Origin of the sequence: Candidatus Saccharimonas aalborgensis, assembly GCF_000392435.1 — a bacterium.
Lineage (GTDB): Bacteria > Patescibacteriota > Saccharimonadia > Saccharimonadales > Saccharimonadaceae > Saccharimonas > Saccharimonas aalborgensis.
Genome location: NC_021219.1, coordinates 276,303 through 295,906 on the forward strand (window position 1 = coordinate 276,303; position 19,604 = coordinate 295,906).

The 19,604-nt window shown below is 51.3% G+C and carries 15 protein-coding genes and 1 tRNA gene; 4 read left to right on the forward strand and 12 right to left on the reverse strand.

Going from position 1 to position 19,604, the window contains the following annotated elements:
• Positions 1-3 precede the first annotated feature (3 nt).
• The 8 genes from L336_RS01415 to L336_RS01450 all read right to left on the reverse strand — a co-directional run bounded on the left by L336_RS01415 (position 4) and on the right by L336_RS01450 (position 8,917).
• Positions 4-2,106, reverse strand: coding sequence for an ATP-dependent helicase (locus L336_RS01415; protein WP_041191161.1), 2,103 nt, complete (start codon positions 2,104-2,106; stop codon positions 4-6).
• A gap of 22 nt (positions 2,107-2,128) precedes the next feature.
• Complete coding sequence (locus L336_RS01420; protein ID WP_015641432.1) at positions 2,129-3,208, reverse strand: hypothetical protein; 1,080 nt, start codon at positions 3,206-3,208, stop codon at positions 2,129-2,131.
• Positions 3,205-3,987, reverse strand: a complete 783-nt coding sequence (tpiA, locus tag L336_RS01425) for a triose-phosphate isomerase (RefSeq protein WP_015641433.1) — start codon at positions 3,985-3,987, stop codon at positions 3,205-3,207. The genes L336_RS01420 and tpiA overlap by 4 nt, the downstream gene beginning before the upstream one ends.
• Before the next feature lie 46 nt (positions 3,988-4,033).
• Complete coding sequence (locus tag L336_RS01430) at positions 4,034-5,266, reverse strand: phosphoglycerate kinase (protein WP_015641434.1); 1,233 nt, start codon at positions 5,264-5,266, stop codon at positions 4,034-4,036.
• A gap of 34 nt (positions 5,267-5,300) precedes the next feature.
• Positions 5,301-6,725 (reverse strand): pyruvate kinase, encoded by a 1,425-nt coding sequence (gene pyk, locus L336_RS01435; protein ID WP_015641435.1) that lies wholly within the window; start codon positions 6,723-6,725, stop codon positions 5,301-5,303.
• A gap of 34 nt (positions 6,726-6,759) precedes the next feature.
• Positions 6,760-7,761 carry a glycoside hydrolase family 5 protein gene (locus L336_RS01440; protein ID WP_015641436.1) on the reverse strand — a complete coding sequence of 334 codons (1,002 nt, stop codon included), beginning with the start codon at positions 7,759-7,761 and terminating at the stop codon, positions 6,760-6,762.
• A 10-nt stretch (positions 7,762-7,771) separates the two neighbouring features.
• Positions 7,772-8,491, reverse strand: coding sequence for a VIT1/CCC1 transporter family protein (locus L336_RS01445; RefSeq protein WP_015641437.1), 720 nt, complete (start codon positions 8,489-8,491; stop codon positions 7,772-7,774).
• A 351-nt stretch (positions 8,492-8,842) separates the two neighbouring features.
• Positions 8,843-8,917 (reverse strand) — tRNA-Glu (locus L336_RS01450).
• Positions 8,918-9,642: 725 nt separating this feature from the next.
• Here L336_RS01450 and L336_RS01455 point away from each other — a divergent pair.
• The 3 genes from L336_RS01455 (at position 9,643) to L336_RS01465 (ending at position 13,736) form a co-directional block, all read left to right on the forward strand.
• Positions 9,643-10,071, forward strand: coding sequence for a hypothetical protein (locus L336_RS01455; protein ID WP_041191163.1), 429 nt, complete (start codon positions 9,643-9,645; stop codon positions 10,069-10,071).
• Between the two features lie 26 nt (positions 10,072-10,097).
• The gene (locus tag L336_RS01460) at positions 10,098-11,519 is read left to right on the forward strand and encodes a hypothetical protein (protein WP_041191165.1); all 1,422 of its coding nucleotides are present in this window, start codon (positions 10,098-10,100) and stop codon (positions 11,517-11,519) included.
• A gap of 354 nt (positions 11,520-11,873) precedes the next feature.
• The gene (locus tag L336_RS01465; protein ID WP_015641441.1) at positions 11,874-13,736 is read left to right on the forward strand and encodes a DUF11 domain-containing protein; all 1,863 of its coding nucleotides are present in this window, start codon (positions 11,874-11,876) and stop codon (positions 13,734-13,736) included.
• Positions 13,737-13,802: 66 nt separating this feature from the next.
• Here L336_RS01465 and L336_RS01470 read toward each other — a convergent pair whose 3' ends face one another.
• Both L336_RS01470 and L336_RS01475 read right to left on the reverse strand, forming a co-directional pair.
• A complete protein-coding gene (locus L336_RS01470) occupies positions 13,803-15,929 on the reverse strand; it encodes a sensor histidine kinase (RefSeq protein WP_015641442.1) in 2,127 nt (708 codons plus the stop codon).
• Positions 15,930-15,956: 27 nt separating this feature from the next.
• On the reverse strand, positions 15,957-16,655 hold the full coding sequence (locus L336_RS01475; RefSeq protein WP_128817264.1) for a hypothetical protein: 699 nt from the start codon (positions 16,653-16,655) through the stop codon (positions 15,957-15,959).
• 150 nt (positions 16,656-16,805) lie between these two features.
• Between L336_RS01475 and L336_RS01480 the strand changes: the two genes are divergently transcribed.
• A complete protein-coding gene (locus tag L336_RS01480) occupies positions 16,806-17,180 on the forward strand; it encodes a response regulator transcription factor (protein WP_041191167.1) in 375 nt (124 codons plus the stop codon).
• On the opposite strand, the gene L336_RS01485 is transcribed toward L336_RS01480, so the two are convergent.
• Both L336_RS01485 and L336_RS01490 read right to left on the reverse strand, forming a co-directional pair.
• Complete coding sequence (locus L336_RS01485; protein WP_015641445.1) at positions 17,177-18,001, reverse strand: bifunctional 5,10-methylenetetrahydrofolate dehydrogenase/5,10-methenyltetrahydrofolate cyclohydrolase; 825 nt, start codon at positions 17,999-18,001, stop codon at positions 17,177-17,179. The two genes, L336_RS01480 and L336_RS01485, sit on opposite strands and share 4 nt — an antisense overlap.
• The gene (locus L336_RS01490; RefSeq protein ID WP_015641446.1) at positions 18,002-19,570 is read right to left on the reverse strand and encodes a hypothetical protein; all 1,569 of its coding nucleotides are present in this window, start codon (positions 19,568-19,570) and stop codon (positions 18,002-18,004) included.
• Between the last annotated feature and the right edge of the window lie 34 nt (positions 19,571-19,604).

A 19,604-nucleotide genomic window follows, 5' to 3' on the forward strand; every position in this document is an offset into this window, starting at 1 on the left:
CCGTTAGCATTTTTCGAGGCGCGCGTACTCGACATTTAGTTTTTTTGTCTGGCCGCTATCGAACGAAACGGTCACTGCGAGCCCATCAATATCAATGATTTCCCCCTGACCAAACTGTGGCGATCGCACTCTATCCCCAATATCAAGCGAAAAAGAAAACTCGTCGAATTCGTTCGTCATTGATCGTTGATAGGGAGATACACTGGCGGCCACATATCCCATATCCTCTAAAAAACGTGATGGAGTGGTGTAGGATCGTTGTCCAAACTGAAGACGGCTTCCGGCATAGAGCAGATAGAGCTCCTCTCGGGCACGTGTCATGCCGACATAACATAACCGACGCTCTTCCTCGAGCTGACGCGGCCCCTCCTCGAGTGCTCGCATACTGGGAAACAGCCCTTCCTCCATGCCCACTATAAAAACAACGGGAAACTCGAGTCCTTTTGCAGCATGAAGTGTCATGAGCGTCACGACAGACTCGGTGCTACCTACATCGGCACTCGACATCAGCGCGACTTCCTCTAAAAAGTCGTCGAGCGATGCATACGATTTCGCATCAGATATCAATACACCCAGGTTTGCCTCTCGCTCCTCGGCTTGTGGTGATCCATCAAGTAGCATGTCTCGATAACCAGTCGCAGACAACAGCTCCTCTATCAGCTCGCTAGGACCAACACCTAACTCACTTTTTACCTGCACGCGCCGCAATAATTCTCCCAGTCCGCTCAGCGCCTGTCGCGCTCTGGAGGTCAGGGTTGCTGTCTGCTCAGCATTGACAAGTGCTGAGAGAATGTCCATGCCCGACTGGCTCTGCCATACAAGAAACTTTTCCAGACTAGTTGCACCAATTCCTCTTGTGGGCACATTGACAATGCGGCTAAAGCTCATACGATCGTTTGGTTGGTAAAGTAGACGCAGATATGCCACGATATCTTTTATTTCTTTACGGTCATAAAACCTCACGCCACCAACCAGTTGATAGGGTATCCGCTGCTGCACGAGCGCACGTTCGAGGGCATAACTTTGTGCGTTAGTACGATAGAGTACAGCAAAATCACCGAACGATCTCGCACCAATTGCAGTCTGTGCGGCAATCCGCGTTGCTACCACGCCCGCCTCTTCTGTTTCATCATAAACACCCTGCACCTGGACAGGAGCGCCTGCACCAGCGGTGGTCCACAGCTTCTTCTCTGTACGTTCAATGTTCTTTGAAATCACGTTATGCGCTGCTTCGAGAATAGCGCCAGTCGATCGGTAATTCTGTTCGAGCTTGATAACTGCGGCGCCTGGAAAATCTCTCTCAAATCCCAATATATTTTTGAAATCAGCACCGCGCCAACTATAGATTGACTGCCAATCATCACCAACAACACAGATATTCTTTTCTGGCCCGATAAGTGCCTTCATGATTGCGTACTGTGCTGCATTTGTATCTTGATATTCATCGATGAGAATATGACGAAATTGTGCTTGGTAGTGGTTGCGAGTCTTGGGCGAATCACGAAATAGTCGTACTGTTTCGAGTAGCAGATCATCGAAATCCACCGCACCCGCCTCCTTGCGTCGCTGTTCGTAGCGTGCGTACAACTTGGCGACCGATTTCTGGAAAGGGAACTGTGCAACATCGGCGTATTCTTCTGGACCCACCATTTCATTTTTTGCACTTGATATCGCCGCACTAACGGCTCGTGGCTTTACCATATCGGCGCTGAGCGACAGTTCTTTCATCGCCTGTTTGATAAGACCCTGACGATCATCGTCGTCGTAGATCACAAAGTTACTTGCGATACCAATCTCGCTGCCATGCTGCCGCAAAATCCTTACGCAAACTGCATGAAATGTGCCCATCCAGGGCATAAAAGAGCGTGTTATCTGCTGGTCTAACAGCTTTGCCAGGCGTTCTCGCATCTCTTTGGCAGCCTTATTAGTGAATGTGACGGCGAGTATCTGATTTGGCCAGATACTCTCATGGGCAAGAAGATAGGCGATACGATGCGTGAGCGTCTTTGTCTTGCCGCTTCCCGCTCCTGCAAGAAGCAATAGCGGACCGCTCGTGGTTGTCACAGCAGTTTTTTGCGCATCATTAAGTCCGTCGAGGATATCCATTTCCTCTATTATACGGACTTCGTTAGCGGGGAGCAAAATAAAAGTATGCAGCGGCAGCGGCAGCACCAATCAGAATGAGACTCAGCATCCATATCACAATTCCGAGTATAGACCGTTTCTTGGGCGTATGGTCGAGCGGCTGATGGTAAGTGTCGGTATCATAAATAGCACCAGTACTTGTCGCCGAGGTACTGGGTTTTTCGGCGTATTGTTGCGCGATAGATCCCGTCTGCGTAGTATCGCTCGCCGCAGGAGTATCCATGACTGGCTCCGATGATGGAGAGATATCTCGCTCGATCTCGCTTTCAATTTCACTATGGGTACCACCAGTTGATTCAATCGCAAGCACTTCGGTACCCAGTTCGGCAGGCAATATAACCGGAGGAGCGCTATCACCTTCAACCTCAGTGGAAACGGTAGAGATATCCTGTGAGCCAAGAGGTCGCTTCTCGACCTTCGCATCCGGCAAAAATGGTGAACTAAGCGGTTCATCATCCACTGGCATATCTTGATGCTGGTCACTTGTATCGACAACAGGATCATTCTGCGTCGTGCTCTCCGCTTCCTCTATAGACGAGTCGGAGGTATGGTCGGTGGCTTCATCCTTACCTGTAAACTCCATCGGATCAGGATACCCCACTTCATCAGTACTATCAGTAGGAGTTTCTAGGAGGCTGTTGCCCGACTCAATAACCGGTGGTTGCTCGTCATTTGGCTCCGCCTCGCTCGTTGTACCATTCTCGGTAGGAGCGGGAGAGGCCACCATATCTTCATGAGGCTGTGTGGGAGAAGGCTGAATGGTAATACCTTCCCTCTTTACGCCAGGAGTAGCGGCTTTCTTCATGTCCGAGGAAGGATGGATCATATCCATAAACTGTCCCCTTCGCTTGATAGCAGGTGGGACGGTGCTAGCGCTAGCTGTAACACCCTGAACACTCTCCTCGGCTATCTGGGTAGACGGCGACGAAGTAGCTGGTGAGCTATCAAGCTTGACAATTTTTTCCTCAGGATCATCAAGCCCGGAAGGGCGCTTGGTCGTATCAACATCCTGCATCAGATCATTGACAGCACGGTCGAGTTCATCAAAATCTAGCTCGGTCATCGTCGTTCCTTTATTCCTTTCAATTGATCATGGGTGTTGTTGATAATTGTTGAAAAAACATGTGCATCTAGGCTCGCACCGCCTATCAGGAGTCCGTCGATACCTTGGATACTCAGATAGCTTGCAGCAGTATCAAGCGTCACACTTCCGCCGTACAAAATGCGCACCGACTCCGCAACCTGTTCACCAAACAGATGCTTAAGCTGGGTGCGAATCATCTTTGCTGCCGCGCGGACCTCCGTAGGAGAGGCGTTATTGCCAGTACCGATCGCCCACACTGGTTCGTACGCGATGACAAGTTCGGCAGCTTCTTCACTAGTAATGTTGGCAAGCCCTCCCGTTACTTGATCATGTAGAACATCTCTCGTCTCTCCGGCTACCCGCTCGCTTACCGTCTCACCTACACAGAGCACTGGTACGATTCCATTGCGATAGGCGGCTTGAACCTTATGCCGAGTATCTTTGTCATGCTCGTTGAATATGTGGCGGCGTTCCGAATGACCAACCAACGCATACTGTACGAGACCGCGCAGCTGATGGGCCGATACTTCGCCTGTGAAAGCTCCTTCGTCGCGCCAATAAAAGTTTTGAGCGGCAAGTTTGAATTGTCGGTAATTTATCTGCAACGAAACTGGCTGAAGAGCCAAATGACTCGGCGCCAAGACTACCTCGACACCTTGGTGTATCTTTACAAGATCGGCCAACTTATGCACATACAAACTCGCCTCATGGATGGTGAGGTTCATCTTCCAGTTACCGATGATAAGTTTTTTGCCCACAGATGATATTGCTTATGTTCTTTTCTACAGTGTACGCTATTTATGCTCAGGCGTCTAGCAGTGCTTCAACCCCTGGCAGTTTTTCTCCCGCCATCAATTCAAGACTGGCCCCTCCACCAGTTGATACATGCGAGAAACTTTCTCCATGATGCGGGTCCCAGTGAATCACAAAATCCGCCGTATCCCCACCCCCAACAATAGAGGTAATGTCGGGGTGCCCGGCTAACAGTTGCGCCAAGCGGGTAGAGGCTTGAGCAAATGTAGGCAATTCATCCATGCCGAGAGGACCATTCCAGATAACAGTCCGCGCCTTCGCAATGATTGACTCCATACGAGCGATTGAATCTGGCCCGATATCAAGTGCATAACTGCCTGCAGGAATTGCTTTTACCGATACATCTAGGCGCGTTGCCGTCAGCTCCAGCGACGTACCGACACCTACGTCGGTAGGCAAAACAATATAGTTATCGGCATTCTGTCGGCCGACCTTTTGAGCCGCCGCCTCATAGATTGCATCGATTGTCTCTGCTTGATCGGGCTCGATATGACTGCTCCCCATGAAGTTACCTCGGCGTGCCAGAAAAGTGTTTGCCATTGCACCGCCAACGATAATGGTATCTGCGGCATGTTCAAGTGCTTTGATGATAGGGATTTTGTCACTTACTTTTGCACCACCAAGTACCGCGACGAGTGGTTTCTCTGGATGCTTCATCGCCTTTGTGATAACAGAGTACTCCCGCTCCAGGAGCAGACCCGCTACACTAGGCAAAAACTGTGTAATCGCACTGGTACTCGCATGTGCTCGATGTACCACCCCAAACCCGTCCTGAACAAAGTAGTCTGCGTGTGTTTGCTTTGCGAGTTGCTGCGCAAAAGCTGAATCATTTGCCTCTTCTCCAGGGTAGAAGCGTAGGTTTTCGAGCAACGTCACGCTCCCTTTTGGTGCCTTTTTGGTTGCCATAAACACCTTATGTCCAATACAATCGTCAATAAATCTCACCTCTCGCCCGAGAAGCTCCGAGAGTCGCTTAGCAACGGGCTGCAGCGTATACTGCAGGTCTTTCTTGCCATCCGGGCGTCCCAAATGGCTTATAATCGTCACCGTGCACCCATCAGTGAGGAGTGCTTGTACAGTCGCGAGACTCGAACGAATGCGGAAATCATCGGCTATCTGACCATCATCGGTCAGCGGAACATTATAATCCGCGCGCAAGAGAATGTTTTTGTTTGTGAGCGGTACGTCCGCCATCGTTTTTTTGAAGAAATGTCCACCAGTCATACCACTTATGGTATCACGAGTTGGGGGACCGAGACTACTCGATCGTACGAACTTTTATGGTATCTGTTCCCCCGACCTTACCGGGTTGAAGACCGCTCACGATAACGACATTAAATGGTTTGTCCAGTTCAAAGAAATTGCGTTCCGCCAACTCTTTTGCTAGCTCGTAGCCTACCTCGGTGTTATCGGGACGAATAAAGCTGCGGTTCGCAAAACTGAGAGCAAGCTGTTGAGCCGAGCGTGGCTCACTTGTGACGCTGATAATGGGCAGGTTGGGACGCCACGCCCCAATATTTGCCGCCGTTGCGCCCGATTTCGTCTCGGCAATGATAGCAACAGCGTTGATCTCACTAGCAAGGCTAACTGCCGCATGCGAGATAGCATGACGAATCGGCATTTTTTTATCGACAAACAGCGCGTCGTCTAGGCGCGCTACCCCTGTATTCTCTTGGGTATAGAGAATCGTTTTGCGCATTGCGTCAATCGTCTCGATTGGATACATACCGTTTGCCGTCTCGTCAGACAACATGACCGCATCGGCACCCTGAATGACGGCCGTGGCTACATCACTCACCTCAGCACGGGTTGGCTCAGGATTGTCGACCATACTACTCATCATCTGGGTAGCAATGATGCTCAATTTACCATGCTTGCGGCAGAGCGCAACAATTTTTTGCTGGATAACTGGCACCATTTCGAGTCCCACCTCTGGAGCAAGATCGCCACGAGCCACCATCACGCCATCGCTTACCTTGACGACTTCCTCAAGCACACCGTCCTGAATAGCCGCGCGTGTCTCAATCTTTGCAATCACATGTGCTGCACTGCCGTTACTCACCAAGAGCTGACGCAGATTCTGAATATCCTCGGCTGACTGAATAAAACTAAGTGCCACATAGTCTATATCTTTTGTGGCGCCATACTCGATGTCCTTGATGTCTTTTGGGGTGATAATGTCGCCGCCAAAATCGGTATCAGGTAGGTTGACGCCCTTTTTGCTCATCAAAAACCCGTCGTTTTCAACTTCAACGTTAACTGCTGTCGCAGAAACAATTTCGGTCACGTGAGTACGAATCTTGCCGTCAAAGAGATAGATGCGTTCACTAACCTTCACCTTTTCGGCAAGATTGTATTGCATCGGCAGGGTCAACCCATTGTGTTCTGCTGCGCTGTCGAGAGTCAGAATATCGCCTTTTTTGACCTCTTGATGATTGTCGTTGAGCACACCCAGACGCACCTTTGGACCCTGGAGGTCTTCAACAATCGCCACTGGGCGACCTTTTCGCTTGCTTACCTCACGAATCCACTCGATTTGCCGATCTCGCTCCTCGTAGGTACCGTGAGAAAAGTTCATTCGATAGCCGTTGACACCGGCATCAAACATTTGCTCAATTTTTTCATGTGAGTTGGTAGCTGGACCAACACCGGCAAGGATTTTGGTTCGTTTTAGTATGTGCATAGGGTCTCCACTATAGCAACTCTCCGCAATTTGATCAAGACTTCCTAAGGGGTAAGTGGCCGTCTTCAACCATTGACCTGAAATGCCAGACTCCTCGCTCCTGGGTCTTGTAACTCCAATAAAACCATGCATCTGCCCGCTCATAGACCTTGAGCTGACGTGCAATATGCTCAGCCACTATGGCTGCATGCTCGCTCTCGGGGTACTTTCTCAGTAGCTCGCCGCTCAGTACCCCACTCCACTCGCCCACAATTACTCCCTGCCAGCGTTTCAGGCGGATAAGCAACCGCCGGTGAGTAGGTAGTACAAGCCGATAATACCAAGCAGGAGACACCCAGCGGTGAAGGGGAAAAAATCCATGATACCAATGAATATCCATCACGACTGGCTGATGCTTGCTATTCCAAATGGCTCCAGACAACATACGGGGACTAAATGCATCGTGAAATACAATGTTTACGTGAGGTGGTAGTATGTCCGCTAATACCCTATAGGCGTGGTTATAAAACCGCCTCAGTTTCCACTGTATAATTCCCACTCGAGGCTCGTTGAGAAGCTCTAGTCCCCAGAGTGCGGCCTTGTTACCATATCGATCAGCCAAACGACATAAGATATCGATTGTCTGCTGCCGATAGACGGCAGAGCGATACCAATTCGCCTTTCCCACCTTACCGCTGTGATCTTGACCGTTTTGACTCCCAGGCGCACCGTGCAGGCAGAGCAAAATACCGATCTGGTATTTTGCAGCCATACGAAACGCCCAATCCAACCGCTTAATCGCCGAGATATAGGGCCCATCACCGTCAAGTATCCAATAACCAACTGGTATGCGAACCAGTTTGATACCATGACTACTCATCCACTGCCAATCTTCTTCACCGATAAACGTATTGTGATGCTTGCGCAACCTTGCGCGAGCACCAGGGTACTGCAAAAAAGTATATTCATCTACTGCATCAGTATCGGCAAACAGGTCCGGCGTCATCCACTTTTCTAAGACGAGCCAGCCACCAAGATTGACACCCTGCAAGGCCATCACTCAATACCTATCCCGCCTGAGTTCCAAACAACGTACCGATACCATAAGTGATAAGCATCGCCAGTAGTCCCCCCACCACGACGCGCATAATCGCCCTTAGCTTTGACGCATTGCCAGCAACTGCAGAGATATATCCCACCCCAATAAGGCACAGCAATACCGCCACAATCGTCGCCAGTACCCGCATATGCACCGGAAATAGTACGATCGTCAAAAATGGTACAAGCCCACCCGCCGTAAAGGCGAGGAGTGAGGCAATGGCCGCATGCATCGGACTATTGATATCTTCAGGATCAAGATTGAAATGCACGTGCAGATGAGCCTTCAGCGCATTTTTCTCAGTCAGTTCTGCAGCGACTCTGTGTGAGGTCTGCTTTGAGAGACCGAGTTTTTGATATTCCCGCGCCAGCTCGTCGAGCTCGTCTTCGGGGTTGTCTTTCAGATCAGCCTTTTCCAGCTCGATATAGGCTTTCTCGGCGTCACTCTGACTGCTGACGCTCACATACTCGCCTACCGCCATACTGAGAGCACCTGCGATCAGTGCCGCCAGGCCGGCAATCAATATCGATCGGCTATCGCTTGTCGCTCCGGCTACACCCATGACGAGGCTTGAGATGCTGACGATACCGTCGTTTGCCCCAAGCACTGCCGCTCGCAATTTGTTCAGTTTACCGTTATTCGCCATATCAGAGGGCAAATCATATTTTGTGTTGTCGTATTCGGCCATGGATTCTCCTTGTATCTCCCTAAGAGTATACCTTGTTTTCGCCGTATCATAAAACAGTTCTCTACATGATAAATACAATTATTACTCATTGTTGTCAAGTCAACATCGCCCCTCTCTATTTTTGGTGAACGATGCTATTTAAAGATACGAATGCTATGTGTTGTGGGGTTGACATCGGGGGGGTTCGTGGTAATCCCACCGGGAATATCTAAAGATGTAAACCATCCTCACTCGGAAAAATAAGCAAGCTGATTTTTCTCTCATTTCGTCGGTTTATCGAACCCTCCAGGTTCGGTTTCATGACTGAAACCAACCAGAGAAAAAACACCACGCAAGGTGATGTTTTTTCTCTGGTGATCCCACCGGGAATCGAACCCGGATTGCCAGGATGAAAACCTGGTGTCCTAACCGTTAGACGATGGGACCGTAATTATATTGTAAGATACTTTAGTTCGATTCCGCGCGGGAATCGGCCACCTTGCCGGCGGCCCCGCCTCGACCCACTTGAAGCATAGCTTCAAATCGGTCTCCGGCCTTGCGAAGTGCCACTGGCACTTCTCACCCGGATTGCCAGGATGAAAACCTGGTGTCCTAACCGTTAGACGATGGGACCATCGTGCCGCGAAATTGGCTCCCGTTATTCTATCAAATCTATAAAGACATATCAAGAAAAATATATTCGAAATAACATTTTTAGTTATTTTGCAACATATTTTGCCCATCACCCCTGTTATACACTATAGCCATAAGCGTTAAAACATGGCAAAATATATTGACATATAAGCATATTTGTGATAGAATGTAATGGTCACTGGGCGTGAGGTGGAAGCCACGACCTAGCGGAGGATCGTTGACAATCAGGCTATACCTTATAGGTACGAATTGCCTGTGTATGCGGCCACGAGAATAGGACGTCACCAAGCCATCATTCTTTTCCTATTTTTGTGGCTGCATATGCAGCATGAAGTACACTTGAGAATACAATCAAATCTGGTTGTTCTCCTTTAGCGCCATTGCTCATCAGCAAGGGGTACGCACGTCATACGTGTGTGTCACCGGCCGATGAGCAATGCGCAAGCTCGTCGACCGGCATCTCTGCCCCATCATACAAGTTGGGGCACCCGCCCCTCGACCAGTCCAGGAGGACAATCATGAACAACGCAACCCGTCAGCACTACTTCCGTGCCCTCCTCGCCGCGCTCAACGCCGGCGACGAGCGGTACTGGGCCACGAAGGCCGAAGCCTTCGTAGTGGAGCTCGCAAAGGGCGACAAGGCCCTTGCGGACTTCGTCGCGGCCGTCAAGGCCGCGACTCCGCCCGGCTCCAACACGTACTTCGCGACGTTCAGCGCCCTCATCCATCAGGTCGCCAACACTGGCGACCTCGGGCGTGGCATCGCCCTCGGCCGCCAGATCGCCGGTATCAGCGCGTCCACGAACCCCTACGACCCGCAGCCCAAGGGCCCCGGCGTCGTCGGGGCGTTCAAGGACAGCTACCACAAGGGCCGCGACAAGGCGCGCTCGCGCGCCGTCCGTCCCACGGCTCCCGCTGCCGGCACCCGCCGGCGAGTCGGTCTCTGAACACCCACTAGAAGAAGGGAGAAGGCATGGACTTCATGCCGCAGTGGCCCACCTGGATCGTCTCCGGTGGGTGGCTCATCGTCCTCGCGATGGTGGCGTGTGCCATCATCGCGACCCGCATCAACCGAACGGCGGGCATCCTGCTCGGCGCCCTGGTGTTTTTCGCCGGGTTCGCCTGGGTCGCCCCCGTCTGGCTGACCTTCCTGTTCGTCATCTTGGCCGTGATCGGGCTCATCACCTGGCTCACGCAGGGCGGCGACAAGAACTACCTCAGTCTCGGTGCAATCGGAGCGCTGATCATCAGCGCGCTCCTGGCCTCGAACCTCGCCGCGGGATGGCCCCAATGGTCCAACCCGCTCGGCTGGTTCAACCGGGACGAGCCGGTTGTCAACCTGTCCGTCGGTCCCAACAGCCTCATCCCCGACTCCGCCAAGTGCGAGAGCAAGGTCTACACGGCCAAGTCTCTCGTCAAGGTCGGGCCGTCGGGCCGGCTGTGGGCCGACGGCGTGTCGACGCCGTTCGTCGCCACCGACAACGACGGACGCCTCGGTGAGACGCTCGACGAGGTCTGTGGCAACACGACCCTCGGCGATGCCTATGCCCAGGCTCTGGTCGACCCGCACGCCACGATCAACGGCGTGCCGATCGTCGACCGCAACCTGTGGCTTCGCGACATGCTCGCGAAGTCCCAGGCCAAGGGCCTGAGGGCGGCGTGGCTCACCTACCGCTTGGGCGACGACGGCAAAATCATCACGGACGCCAACGGCAAACCGGTCATCTACGTGACCGACGAGTACAGCCACTACGCGTCCATGATCAACACCCTCCTGCTCGGGCTCGAGAACCAGGGCACCAAGGACGGTACGTCCATCGTGCACTGGCCCCTCATGGCCCTGACGGCCGATGAGCTGCCGCGCGCCAGCGCCGTCACCGACCCGAAGAAGCAGGATGGGAGGCCGTTCCTCGCCCTGACCTTCACCCAGAAGGACGGCGAGGCCTGCCCCTTCGTCCTGGCCATCAACATCCAGGACAAGCGGCCGGAGTATGTCGGCTGCGAGAAGGCCAAGGTGATCGCCCCCGCGCGCGTCACCACGGTCTCCAAGCAGGCGAAGGCCAAGACCACGGTGCGCCGCACTGTGGTGCACACCTGCGCCGAGCGCGGAATGACCGGCACCTACCCGCTCTGCACCGAGCCCAAGAAGCCCGGTCAGGACGGTGGTGCCTCGGGTGGGAACGCCAACCCCGGCACGGACGAGTCTGTCGCGCCGACGGACGCTGGTCAGCCCCCGGCGGTCTACACACCGCCGGCAGTGCCGGCTCCGCCCGTCGTGGACACGCCTCCGGCCCCCACGCCGGAGCAGCAGGCCCCCAAGCCGGACAAGCCGGCCACGGGCGTCAGCTGCCCGCCGGGCCTGCATGACAATGGTCACGGCGTCTGCACGACGTGACTATCCGGTGCAGGGGAGACGGCTACGCCGCGCTCCCCTGCACCACCCCAGCGTATTACTCAAGGTACTTCTACGATCCAGCGGAGCTCATCGCTCGTAGGAGGAACTATGTTCCACCCCCAGTGATGACTCCGCTGGTCATCACACTTTTTCATTCGTGTCATAAGGTATAGTCTGGTTGCCCCTACTATCGTCCGGTATATGTGCGTTATTTAACAATACAGATTGCAGCATGTACCGTTTCAATTTTTACTATTCACTCTTGTTTAACTGATAGTTAATTAAACTAACCCGTAGTTTCAATGTTTCTAGCGAGATACATCGAGACTACACCAATCCATATAAGGAGAATGTATGAACAAAGTTATTTCGTTTGTACGCCGAGCTCCTACGCGTGTTGTCGCTCTGGCGACACTAGTTGTGGCAAGCCTCATTGTGCCTGCTTCGCTCCACGCGTGGGGTCCGTCTCGTGCAACATTTACGATGCAAAATCCTGCGACCTATGTGACATTCAACTCTATTACCGACAATCCAAATCTCGGTGATGAGCGTAATTTCACGAGTGTTCGCGAGGTCGGTTCGACTGGTGACTGGCAAGATGCCGTCACTGTCCAACCTGGCAAAGAGTATGAGGTTCGCGTCTATGTACACAATAATGCCGCAAGCAACCTCGGACTTGTCGCTAACGATGTAAAAGCAAAGGTAAACGTGCCAACAACGACCGGTAACTCAGTTCGTGTGATGGCATATGTAAACTCAAGTAACGCTACCCCTACAGAGGTATATGATCAGGCTGATTTCAACAGCACCCAGACATTTAACCTCGCCTACATTGCGGGCAGCGCCAAATATTACAACAACGTGTTTGGTAAGTACGGTGTCGGTAGCGGCGTCAGCTTGCCTGACAGTCTTGTCACCAGTACTGGTGCAACACTTGGTTACGACAAACTTGATGGACACATCCCTGGCTGTATGCAATACGCCGGCGTTGTTGTCTTTCATGTCAAACCACAGTTTGCCGGTACGCAAAACTTCACGATGAGCAAGCTCGTCAGCAAGCATGGTGCCAATACCTGGGTTGAGAACTATACTGCTCAGCCTGGCGAAACCGTTGATTATCTGCTCCAGTACCAAAACACTGGTACGCTGCAGCAAGACAATGTCACCTTTCGTGACACGTTGCCTGCACACATGACCTACGTTGCCGGTAGCACCATCTATGGTAATTCGCAGCACCCAAGTGGTACCCCCGCAAGTGACAATGTCACTGGCGCTGGTATCAATGTTGGTTCGTATGCCGCTGGTGCCAACGCATGGGCTATCTTTAGCGCCAAGGTTGATGCCGAAAGTGCGCTTGCCTGCGGCGTAAACTCACTGCACAACGTTGCTTCTGTCACCCCTCAGGGTGTTGGTGTGAAGTCTGACGGTGCAGATGTGACGGTAACACGTACTTGCGTGCAGCCAAAACCAATCGAAGTCTGTCGTTTGGCCGATAAGCAAATCGTCACTATCGACGAAAAAGATTTTGACAGTGCGAAGTACTCGAAGAATCTTGATGATTGTAAATCGCCCGTTACGATCAAGGTCTGTGACCTGACAACAAATCAGGTAGTAACAATCAACGAAAAAGACTTCAACTCTACCAAATATTCAAAGAATCTTGATGATTGTGCACCCATAAAGGTGTGTGAACTATCAAGCAGTACAGTAATCACCATTGCTGCGCATCAATTTGATAGCACAATGCATTCAAAGAATCTTGATGATTGTGTCAAGATGCAAGTATGCCGCCTCGATGACAAGCAAATTGTCACGATCAAAAAGAGTGAATTTGATAGCAAGAAGTATTCGGAGAACCTCGACAACTGTCGCGAAATCAAGGTATGTCGACTTGCCGATAAGCAAGTTGTGACTATCGTGAAGAGCCAGTTTGACAGCAAGAAGTATTCGATGAATCTCGATGATTGTAAAGAAACTCCAAAACCAGTCATGATCGACGTTTGCCGCTTAAGCGACAAAAAGATCGTATCGATTGATGAGAAAGACTTTACGACCAGCAAGTACTCGAAAACACTTGATGACTGCAAGGAAGTACCTCAGCCTCCGAAAGAGCTTCCACACACCGGTGTCGTTGATGGCATCGCTTCAGTAGTTGGCCTTGGCTCACTTGTAGCTGCAGGTGGATACTACCTAGCAAGCCGACGCGTACTGCGCTAACGTACCTGAGACTGACCGCTCCAAATCTGACGGCCGTTGCCTCAGAGTCTCCCATGACCACCCCTCTCAATTTGATGGGTGGTCTTTGGGTTGGCGACTCATTTCTGTAGGTGGTGCGCTACTCAGTTTCTTGATGGGTAGGCTAAATCCAAAGGTGCTTCCCTTACCGGGCAGAGACTCAAACACCAGTGCCCCCCCATGAGCGTCAACCACTTTCTTGGCGAGAAACAGTCCGATACCCGTGCCATCGGGGCGTTGCTTGCGGGCGTTTTCGGCCCGGAAAAACTTAGTAAACAGATGCTTTTGCTCGGATTTTGGTACTCCCATGCCACTATCTTTGACAGTGAGAACTGCTGCTCCAGCCTCAACTTTGAGCCGAATCGCAATCGTCGATCCCTCGGGAGAATAATAGATAGCATTGTCGATAAAGTTCATGATAACTTGCCGCATTTTTCCTTCATCGAGATACAGTATGGGAAAACGTGCGGGTTTGCGGTAGGCAATTACTATCGAATGTGAAGCAGCTATCTTTTTGATGCCGTCCACCTCCTGCTCAACGATCTTCGCGAGATTGCATTCCCTGCGCTCAACCATGAACTTACCCGTTTGTAGCCGCGACACATTGAGAAAGTCGCCGATAAGATGTACCATGCGCTCACTACTCACAAATGCCTCCATGAGTAGTTTTCGTTGGACTGGTGAAATCTCTCCCGCGTCCCCCTCCAATACCATACTGAGATATCCCTTTATGCTCGTCAGCGGCGTTCGTAATTGGTGACTTGCCATACTAACAAACTCATCCTTGGTCGCATCCATCTCGAGAAGCTTTTTGTTTGATGCGCGTAGCTCTTTTGTCGCATCGCTGACTTCAGTCTCAAGTGTACGAGCAAATGAACGAATTTCCTCGAGACGGAAAATATTTTGAACAGCGATGGATAATTCATCAGTTACCACTGCGAGCATGCGCATATCTTCACGCAAATAGCGGCTACTATTGAGCCTCTCTCCTAGAAGCAAACAACCGATATGTTGCGACGGGGTTTCGAGCTGCAATACCTGCCCCCCACCGCTGCCGAGATGACCGCGCTTGAGGTCCCTCAGCGCTGGCAATGTGCGGGGTGACTTACCGATCGCAATAGTATCGATACGCTCACTATCAAAGACAACCGCTAAATACTCAGGATGAAGCGCCGACTCAAGCGTCTGAAGGACGGCAGTTGTTAACGTAGTCAGGTCGGACTGTTCCACGCACAGCGCACTCACTCGATCGAGTATCGCCTGAGAGTCGTATCGATCTCGATAAAATATTCTGTCTGTCACACGATCAAAAAACCGACGCAATGGACCAAATAACAGAGAAATAAGGATAATCAATGCAACATTGGCAACAAGCTCAAAACCAGTGAGACGGATGGCAACGCCAACCACAGACGAAACACCCGCCGCAATCAAGTAATACAGTGCCGTAACAGTCAGAATAGCTACGATGTATGCGGCACTCCGTATGAGAGCTAGTCGTATACCAAGGAACCCCCTGCGAATAACTGTGTAAGCGAGGGTGACGGTCCAAATTGTCGTCGCAATCCAGGCCCATCGTGATGATTGCCAGGATGGTAAGAGATTAGCGAGTACTACGTTGCTCATCACTCCTACCACGACGCCAAGAAGTGAGCCACAAAAGATAATGAATGCTCTTTTTTTGGCACGCGATGTGCCGACCTCACGATAATGCGCATACAGGATAGTGAGTCCTGCAACAAGTTGGGCGCAAATCAAGGAGATGACGAGGTAGTAGAGAGGCTGGCGTTGAAAAACAATAGCTGGTTCAGTTGATACAATTTGCGATAAAACAAGCGGTGTCATACTCAGAACACTGAGGATAACCGATGAGCCAAGTAAAAGCCTTGTGAGGTGAGGATACTGGTGAGCTGCAATCGCACAGGCAAACCGGTATAACGCATACGACAGACAAATAGCTGCGACAAATGCGAGCCGCCCTAAGACAAGATTCACTTCCGATGGAAAGGCAGGTTGCGCGACACCAGCCGCCAGTGCCCACACGCCTATCGAAAGGAGAAAAACCGAAAGGTAGATATGTGTAGCCGTGAGGGGTCTGCTGACAAACACTACGACAGTCGCCGCAAAGGTCACGATAACACTCACGAGCATTATGCCCATCACCACTGCATCCATATCTTCTATACTAAGCGCTTATGCTTCTTAGCGCAATTGTGATAGAGGAATGAGGGAGTGAAATGAGGGAACTCGCTGAGCATAATATTCGATAACGAGTAGCCGAGCAACACGATCGGCGAGGCTGCCGACAAGGGTATCGTGCCGGTATTCTTGGTAGGCATTTGTGATATCCATATAGATCCCTACTTGATCACTATTAAATCCTTTGTATTTGAGAAGCACATCTTCGGGGTGCATACGCTCGATCCCCGAACCGAACAATTGTTTGTATCTCGGCCAAGCATGAAATTCAAGTCCTGCGACCATCGCCTCGATACCCCGCTCCTCAGCCAAACGATACACCTCTCTTAGCACACCGAGCGTCGCTACTTGTGATACTCCGCGCTCCTTTGCGAGTGAACCCAGCTCACCGAGAGTTCCTGGTGCGTGCGCAAACAAACGCTCCCTCGATGCCGGGTATAGATCGGCGAGAGGTGTGCGCAAATCAGCCGCTTCAACCCCTGGTTCCCAAAGTAATTTACCGACAGAAACAAGCCTGCCGCCATAGTGGGAATCATAGGTGCTGATATAGGTGGCAAGTCCTGCATCATGGATAGCGTCCACCTTTGGTAGACCATCGCTTCCTACCGTCTCAGGATCAATCTTGCCTACATCGAGATAGCGGCGCGTGGCTAGACGGCGGTTCTCCGCAATCTCCTCCTCGGTTGTCGCAATCTTTGTCATATAGCGTCCTCTCCCTACGAGCCGTTCTCTCGTAACTTCGAGAGCAAGTTCGACGGCAGCAGGTACACGGAGCGAATTGTGATGTCGAGTCGGGACAGTCAAGATGCTTGTGGTCTTTCTATTTATTGTTCACCCTATTATACTGTAGGTATGACAAAGATTGCCATTATCGAGGACGATCAAGTTATCAACCAGATGTACCGAATGAAGTTTGAGGCGGCAGGATTTGAAGTGTCAACTGCGGGCGACGGTGAAACTGGTGTTGCGCTCGTCAAAAAGGTGACACCTGATATCATTTTGCTTGATCTCCAAATGCCTCATATGAACGGCGCGGAGGCCCTCACAGCCATACGCGGTAATGCTGCTAGTAGCAAAACCCCGGTGATTATCCTCACCAACCTTGGCGAAGAAGAAGCTCCAAAAAACCTACGCTCACTGGGCATCCATAGCTATATCGTCAAGGCAGAGCTCACACCAAGTCAGGTTGTCGAGCGAGTCAAAGACGCGCTCGCTGCTTCTGCCTAATCCCCACGAGCTGCTACTTGTGCGAGGGCAACTCGGATCACATGATCAAACATGAGGACGATCGTGAGTGGACCAACGCCACCCTTTTCGGGAGTGATATCGATATCGGTCCGATTGCGTAGTTCGGGGTCTACATCGCCGACGATCACACCACTCTCGCTCGCCGTGCCTGCATCGATGATGATTGTGCCTGCCGATACCATATCAGTCGTCAGGATTCTAGGCACTCCTGTCGCCGCTACGACGACATTACTCCTGCGTAGTAGCTTTTTTTGATCAAGTGAATCTGAATTGATAACAGTAACATCATAGCCTCTGGACCGCCACAGCATGTCCAGTGGACGACCGACAAGCTTGCCATGTCCTATGAGTGCGATATGCTTATCTGACAATTCGATGTTGTAGCCAGCGAGCAACCAATCAATCGCCTCGGCTGTCGCACTGACAAACTCAGCCTTCGGGCCCAAGCCGTCGACATCTTTATGGGGATCAATTAGTGAGACAATCTCGTCTGTCTGTTCCGGTCGATCTATCGGTAGCTGCACCACAATGCCGTGTACCAGCGGATCGTTATTTGCGTCGCGAATTGCCTGTATCATTTCCTCTTGCGAGCACTCAACCACAGTCACTTCAATCAGAATATCAGCCGCATAGCGCATCTTCATTCGTACATAGGTGTTGATGACCTCCCCCGCCATCACACTTTTTATGATTACCAAACGAGGTATCACGCCATACGCTTGACGTAGCATCCTGACCTGTTTCGCTTGCCGCTCCTTAATATATCCGGCTAGCTCTATCCCGCTCAATTCTTTTGCCACTTACGTGATACGGTCCTTTCGATCGTCGATAAAGGCACCCCATTGACGAACAAGGCGAAGGACAGTCTTGAGCGGCAACTCTATCAACATATCAAGAATGATAGTGACAATATTTAGCTTCGAATATTTGTCACTCATCCATCGTCCCACCACCACAAATGGCAGATAGATGAGATCGCGTACAAATGTCATTCCGTTACTACTACTGCGGACCACTTCGAGTTCTCTGATGAGGCGACTAAGGCGAAAACCTAAGAAGCTTGCTGCTGAGATAAATACGAGGAAGATCGCGATATGAACAAGTGAGAATCCTAGCAGGAGCAACACCCACATAACTGCTCCAAAGATGACCAAGCTCGTCACTGCATATATCGCCGAGAATATAGGTCCATAGCCGCGATCGGCCAACTGCTTCTTCATGAGCACCACCCGCTCACCATAGAGCATGGTATCGGCGCGATCAATCAGCGCAGAAGTATTAGCAAAGCCAGGAAGCGTATGTGTCAGGCGCAGAGCAATCATGTAAAATGGCGGGAATAACAAGTTGATTAGGAGCGGCTGCCATCCGATCTTGCCATGAGCCCATATATCGTAAGGAACCTCGATGGCAATGCCGATGAGAAATTTGGTAATGATCAGGAAAATAACGGAGCGAATGATGGCACGGTTGATACGCTTACCGATGCGTGAATACTCAGTATTGACTTGTTTTTCGAAGGCATCCAAAAAAGCTTCTCGTCGAGGCAACAGCTCGGCAAAATCTGCCCTATCTTCGATCATGCGCCGAATGATGCGTAGCGGCGCACCCTGACGATCAACAATATGCAGCAGCGTATCAACTTGCGGAGATACCAAGAGGTTGTCAATTTGTTTGTTGTATGTCACATACTCCTCAAGGTGCTTAATACTCACTCCGTAGCGCATGAGTAACGTGGTACGAATAACGGCCGTGTCGGATTTGAGCAATGATTTGTGAATCGCAGCATAGAGAGCAGCACTGTAGTCCTCGGTTCGCATCCGACTGGTGATTGCCTCCTCGGGGATCAACATCATGAGATATGAATAGGCGAAGTCGATAAATGCTGTATCGCGGCGATGATCGTTAAGGATTGACTCAACTTGGACCGCAAGCGTATCCAGCACCCAACTTGTGGTTTTGTCGGAGGCAAGTGAGCGACGCTTTTGGAGCAACTCATACGCCTTATAATGTTCAACCGCGAGCCCAGATATTGTATCTAACTGTGAGCGGAGCAGACTGTCGTTTGGGATGTAGCCCGCGAGTGTCAGCTCGACAGCAAGCTCATTTCCGCTCGTTCGAATAAGCGCATCATCACGAGTCACAAACAGCTGTCGATAGAATCGCTTTATGGCGTTTTGGAGAAGTAGATGCTCCTCTGTGTTTTCGGCAGCGTTACGGAGTTGCTCATATGCTGCCGTCAGGGCCCCCCCAGCACCAACTATATTCACTTTTTGGGCATGGAGAAGCTCTCTGTTGTTCGCGGTTTCCCACTGTTTTGCGGCCAAGAGACTCGCAGCAAGCCGCTGACCAATATGATTCAAGGTTGTCATTACTAGTGGTTATCATACCATAATTTCGCCGCCA

Coding starts and splice junctions, on each gene's coding strand:
- L336_RS01460 (WP_041191165.1), top strand. CDS start 10,098: ATGGACTTCATGCCGCAGTGGCCCACCTGGATCGTCTCCGGTGGGTGG.
- L336_RS01445 (WP_015641437.1), bottom strand. CDS start 8,491: ATGGCCGAATACGACAACACAAAATATGATTTGCCCTCTGATATGGCG.
- L336_RS01455 (WP_041191163.1), top strand. CDS start 9,643: ATGAACAACGCAACCCGTCAGCACTACTTCCGTGCCCTCCTCGCCGCG.
- pyk (WP_015641435.1), bottom strand. CDS start 6,725: ATGCACATACTAAAACGAACCAAAATCCTTGCCGGTGTTGGTCCAGCT.
- L336_RS01465 (WP_015641441.1), top strand. CDS start 11,874: ATGAACAAAGTTATTTCGTTTGTACGCCGAGCTCCTACGCGTGTTGTC.
- L336_RS01480 (WP_041191167.1), top strand. CDS start 16,806: ATGACAAAGATTGCCATTATCGAGGACGATCAAGTTATCAACCAGATG.
- L336_RS01440 (WP_015641436.1), bottom strand. CDS start 7,761: ATGGCCTTGCAGGGTGTCAATCTTGGTGGCTGGCTCGTCTTAGAAAAG.
- L336_RS01470 (WP_015641442.1), bottom strand. CDS start 15,929: ATGGATGCAGTGGTGATGGGCATAATGCTCGTGAGTGTTATCGTGACC.
- L336_RS01415 (WP_041191161.1), bottom strand. CDS start 2,106: ATGGATATCCTCGACGGACTTAATGATGCGCAAAAAACTGCTGTGACA.
- L336_RS01430 (WP_015641434.1), bottom strand. CDS start 5,266: ATGACTGGTGGACATTTCTTCAAAAAAACGATGGCGGACGTACCGCTC.
- L336_RS01475 (WP_128817264.1), bottom strand. CDS start 16,655: ATGACAAAGATTGCGACAACCGAGGAGGAGATTGCGGAGAACCGCCGT.
- L336_RS01490 (WP_015641446.1), bottom strand. CDS start 19,570: ATGACAACCTTGAATCATATTGGTCAGCGGCTTGCTGCGAGTCTCTTG.
- L336_RS01420 (WP_015641432.1), bottom strand. CDS start 3,208: ATGACCGAGCTAGATTTTGATGAACTCGACCGTGCTGTCAATGATCTG.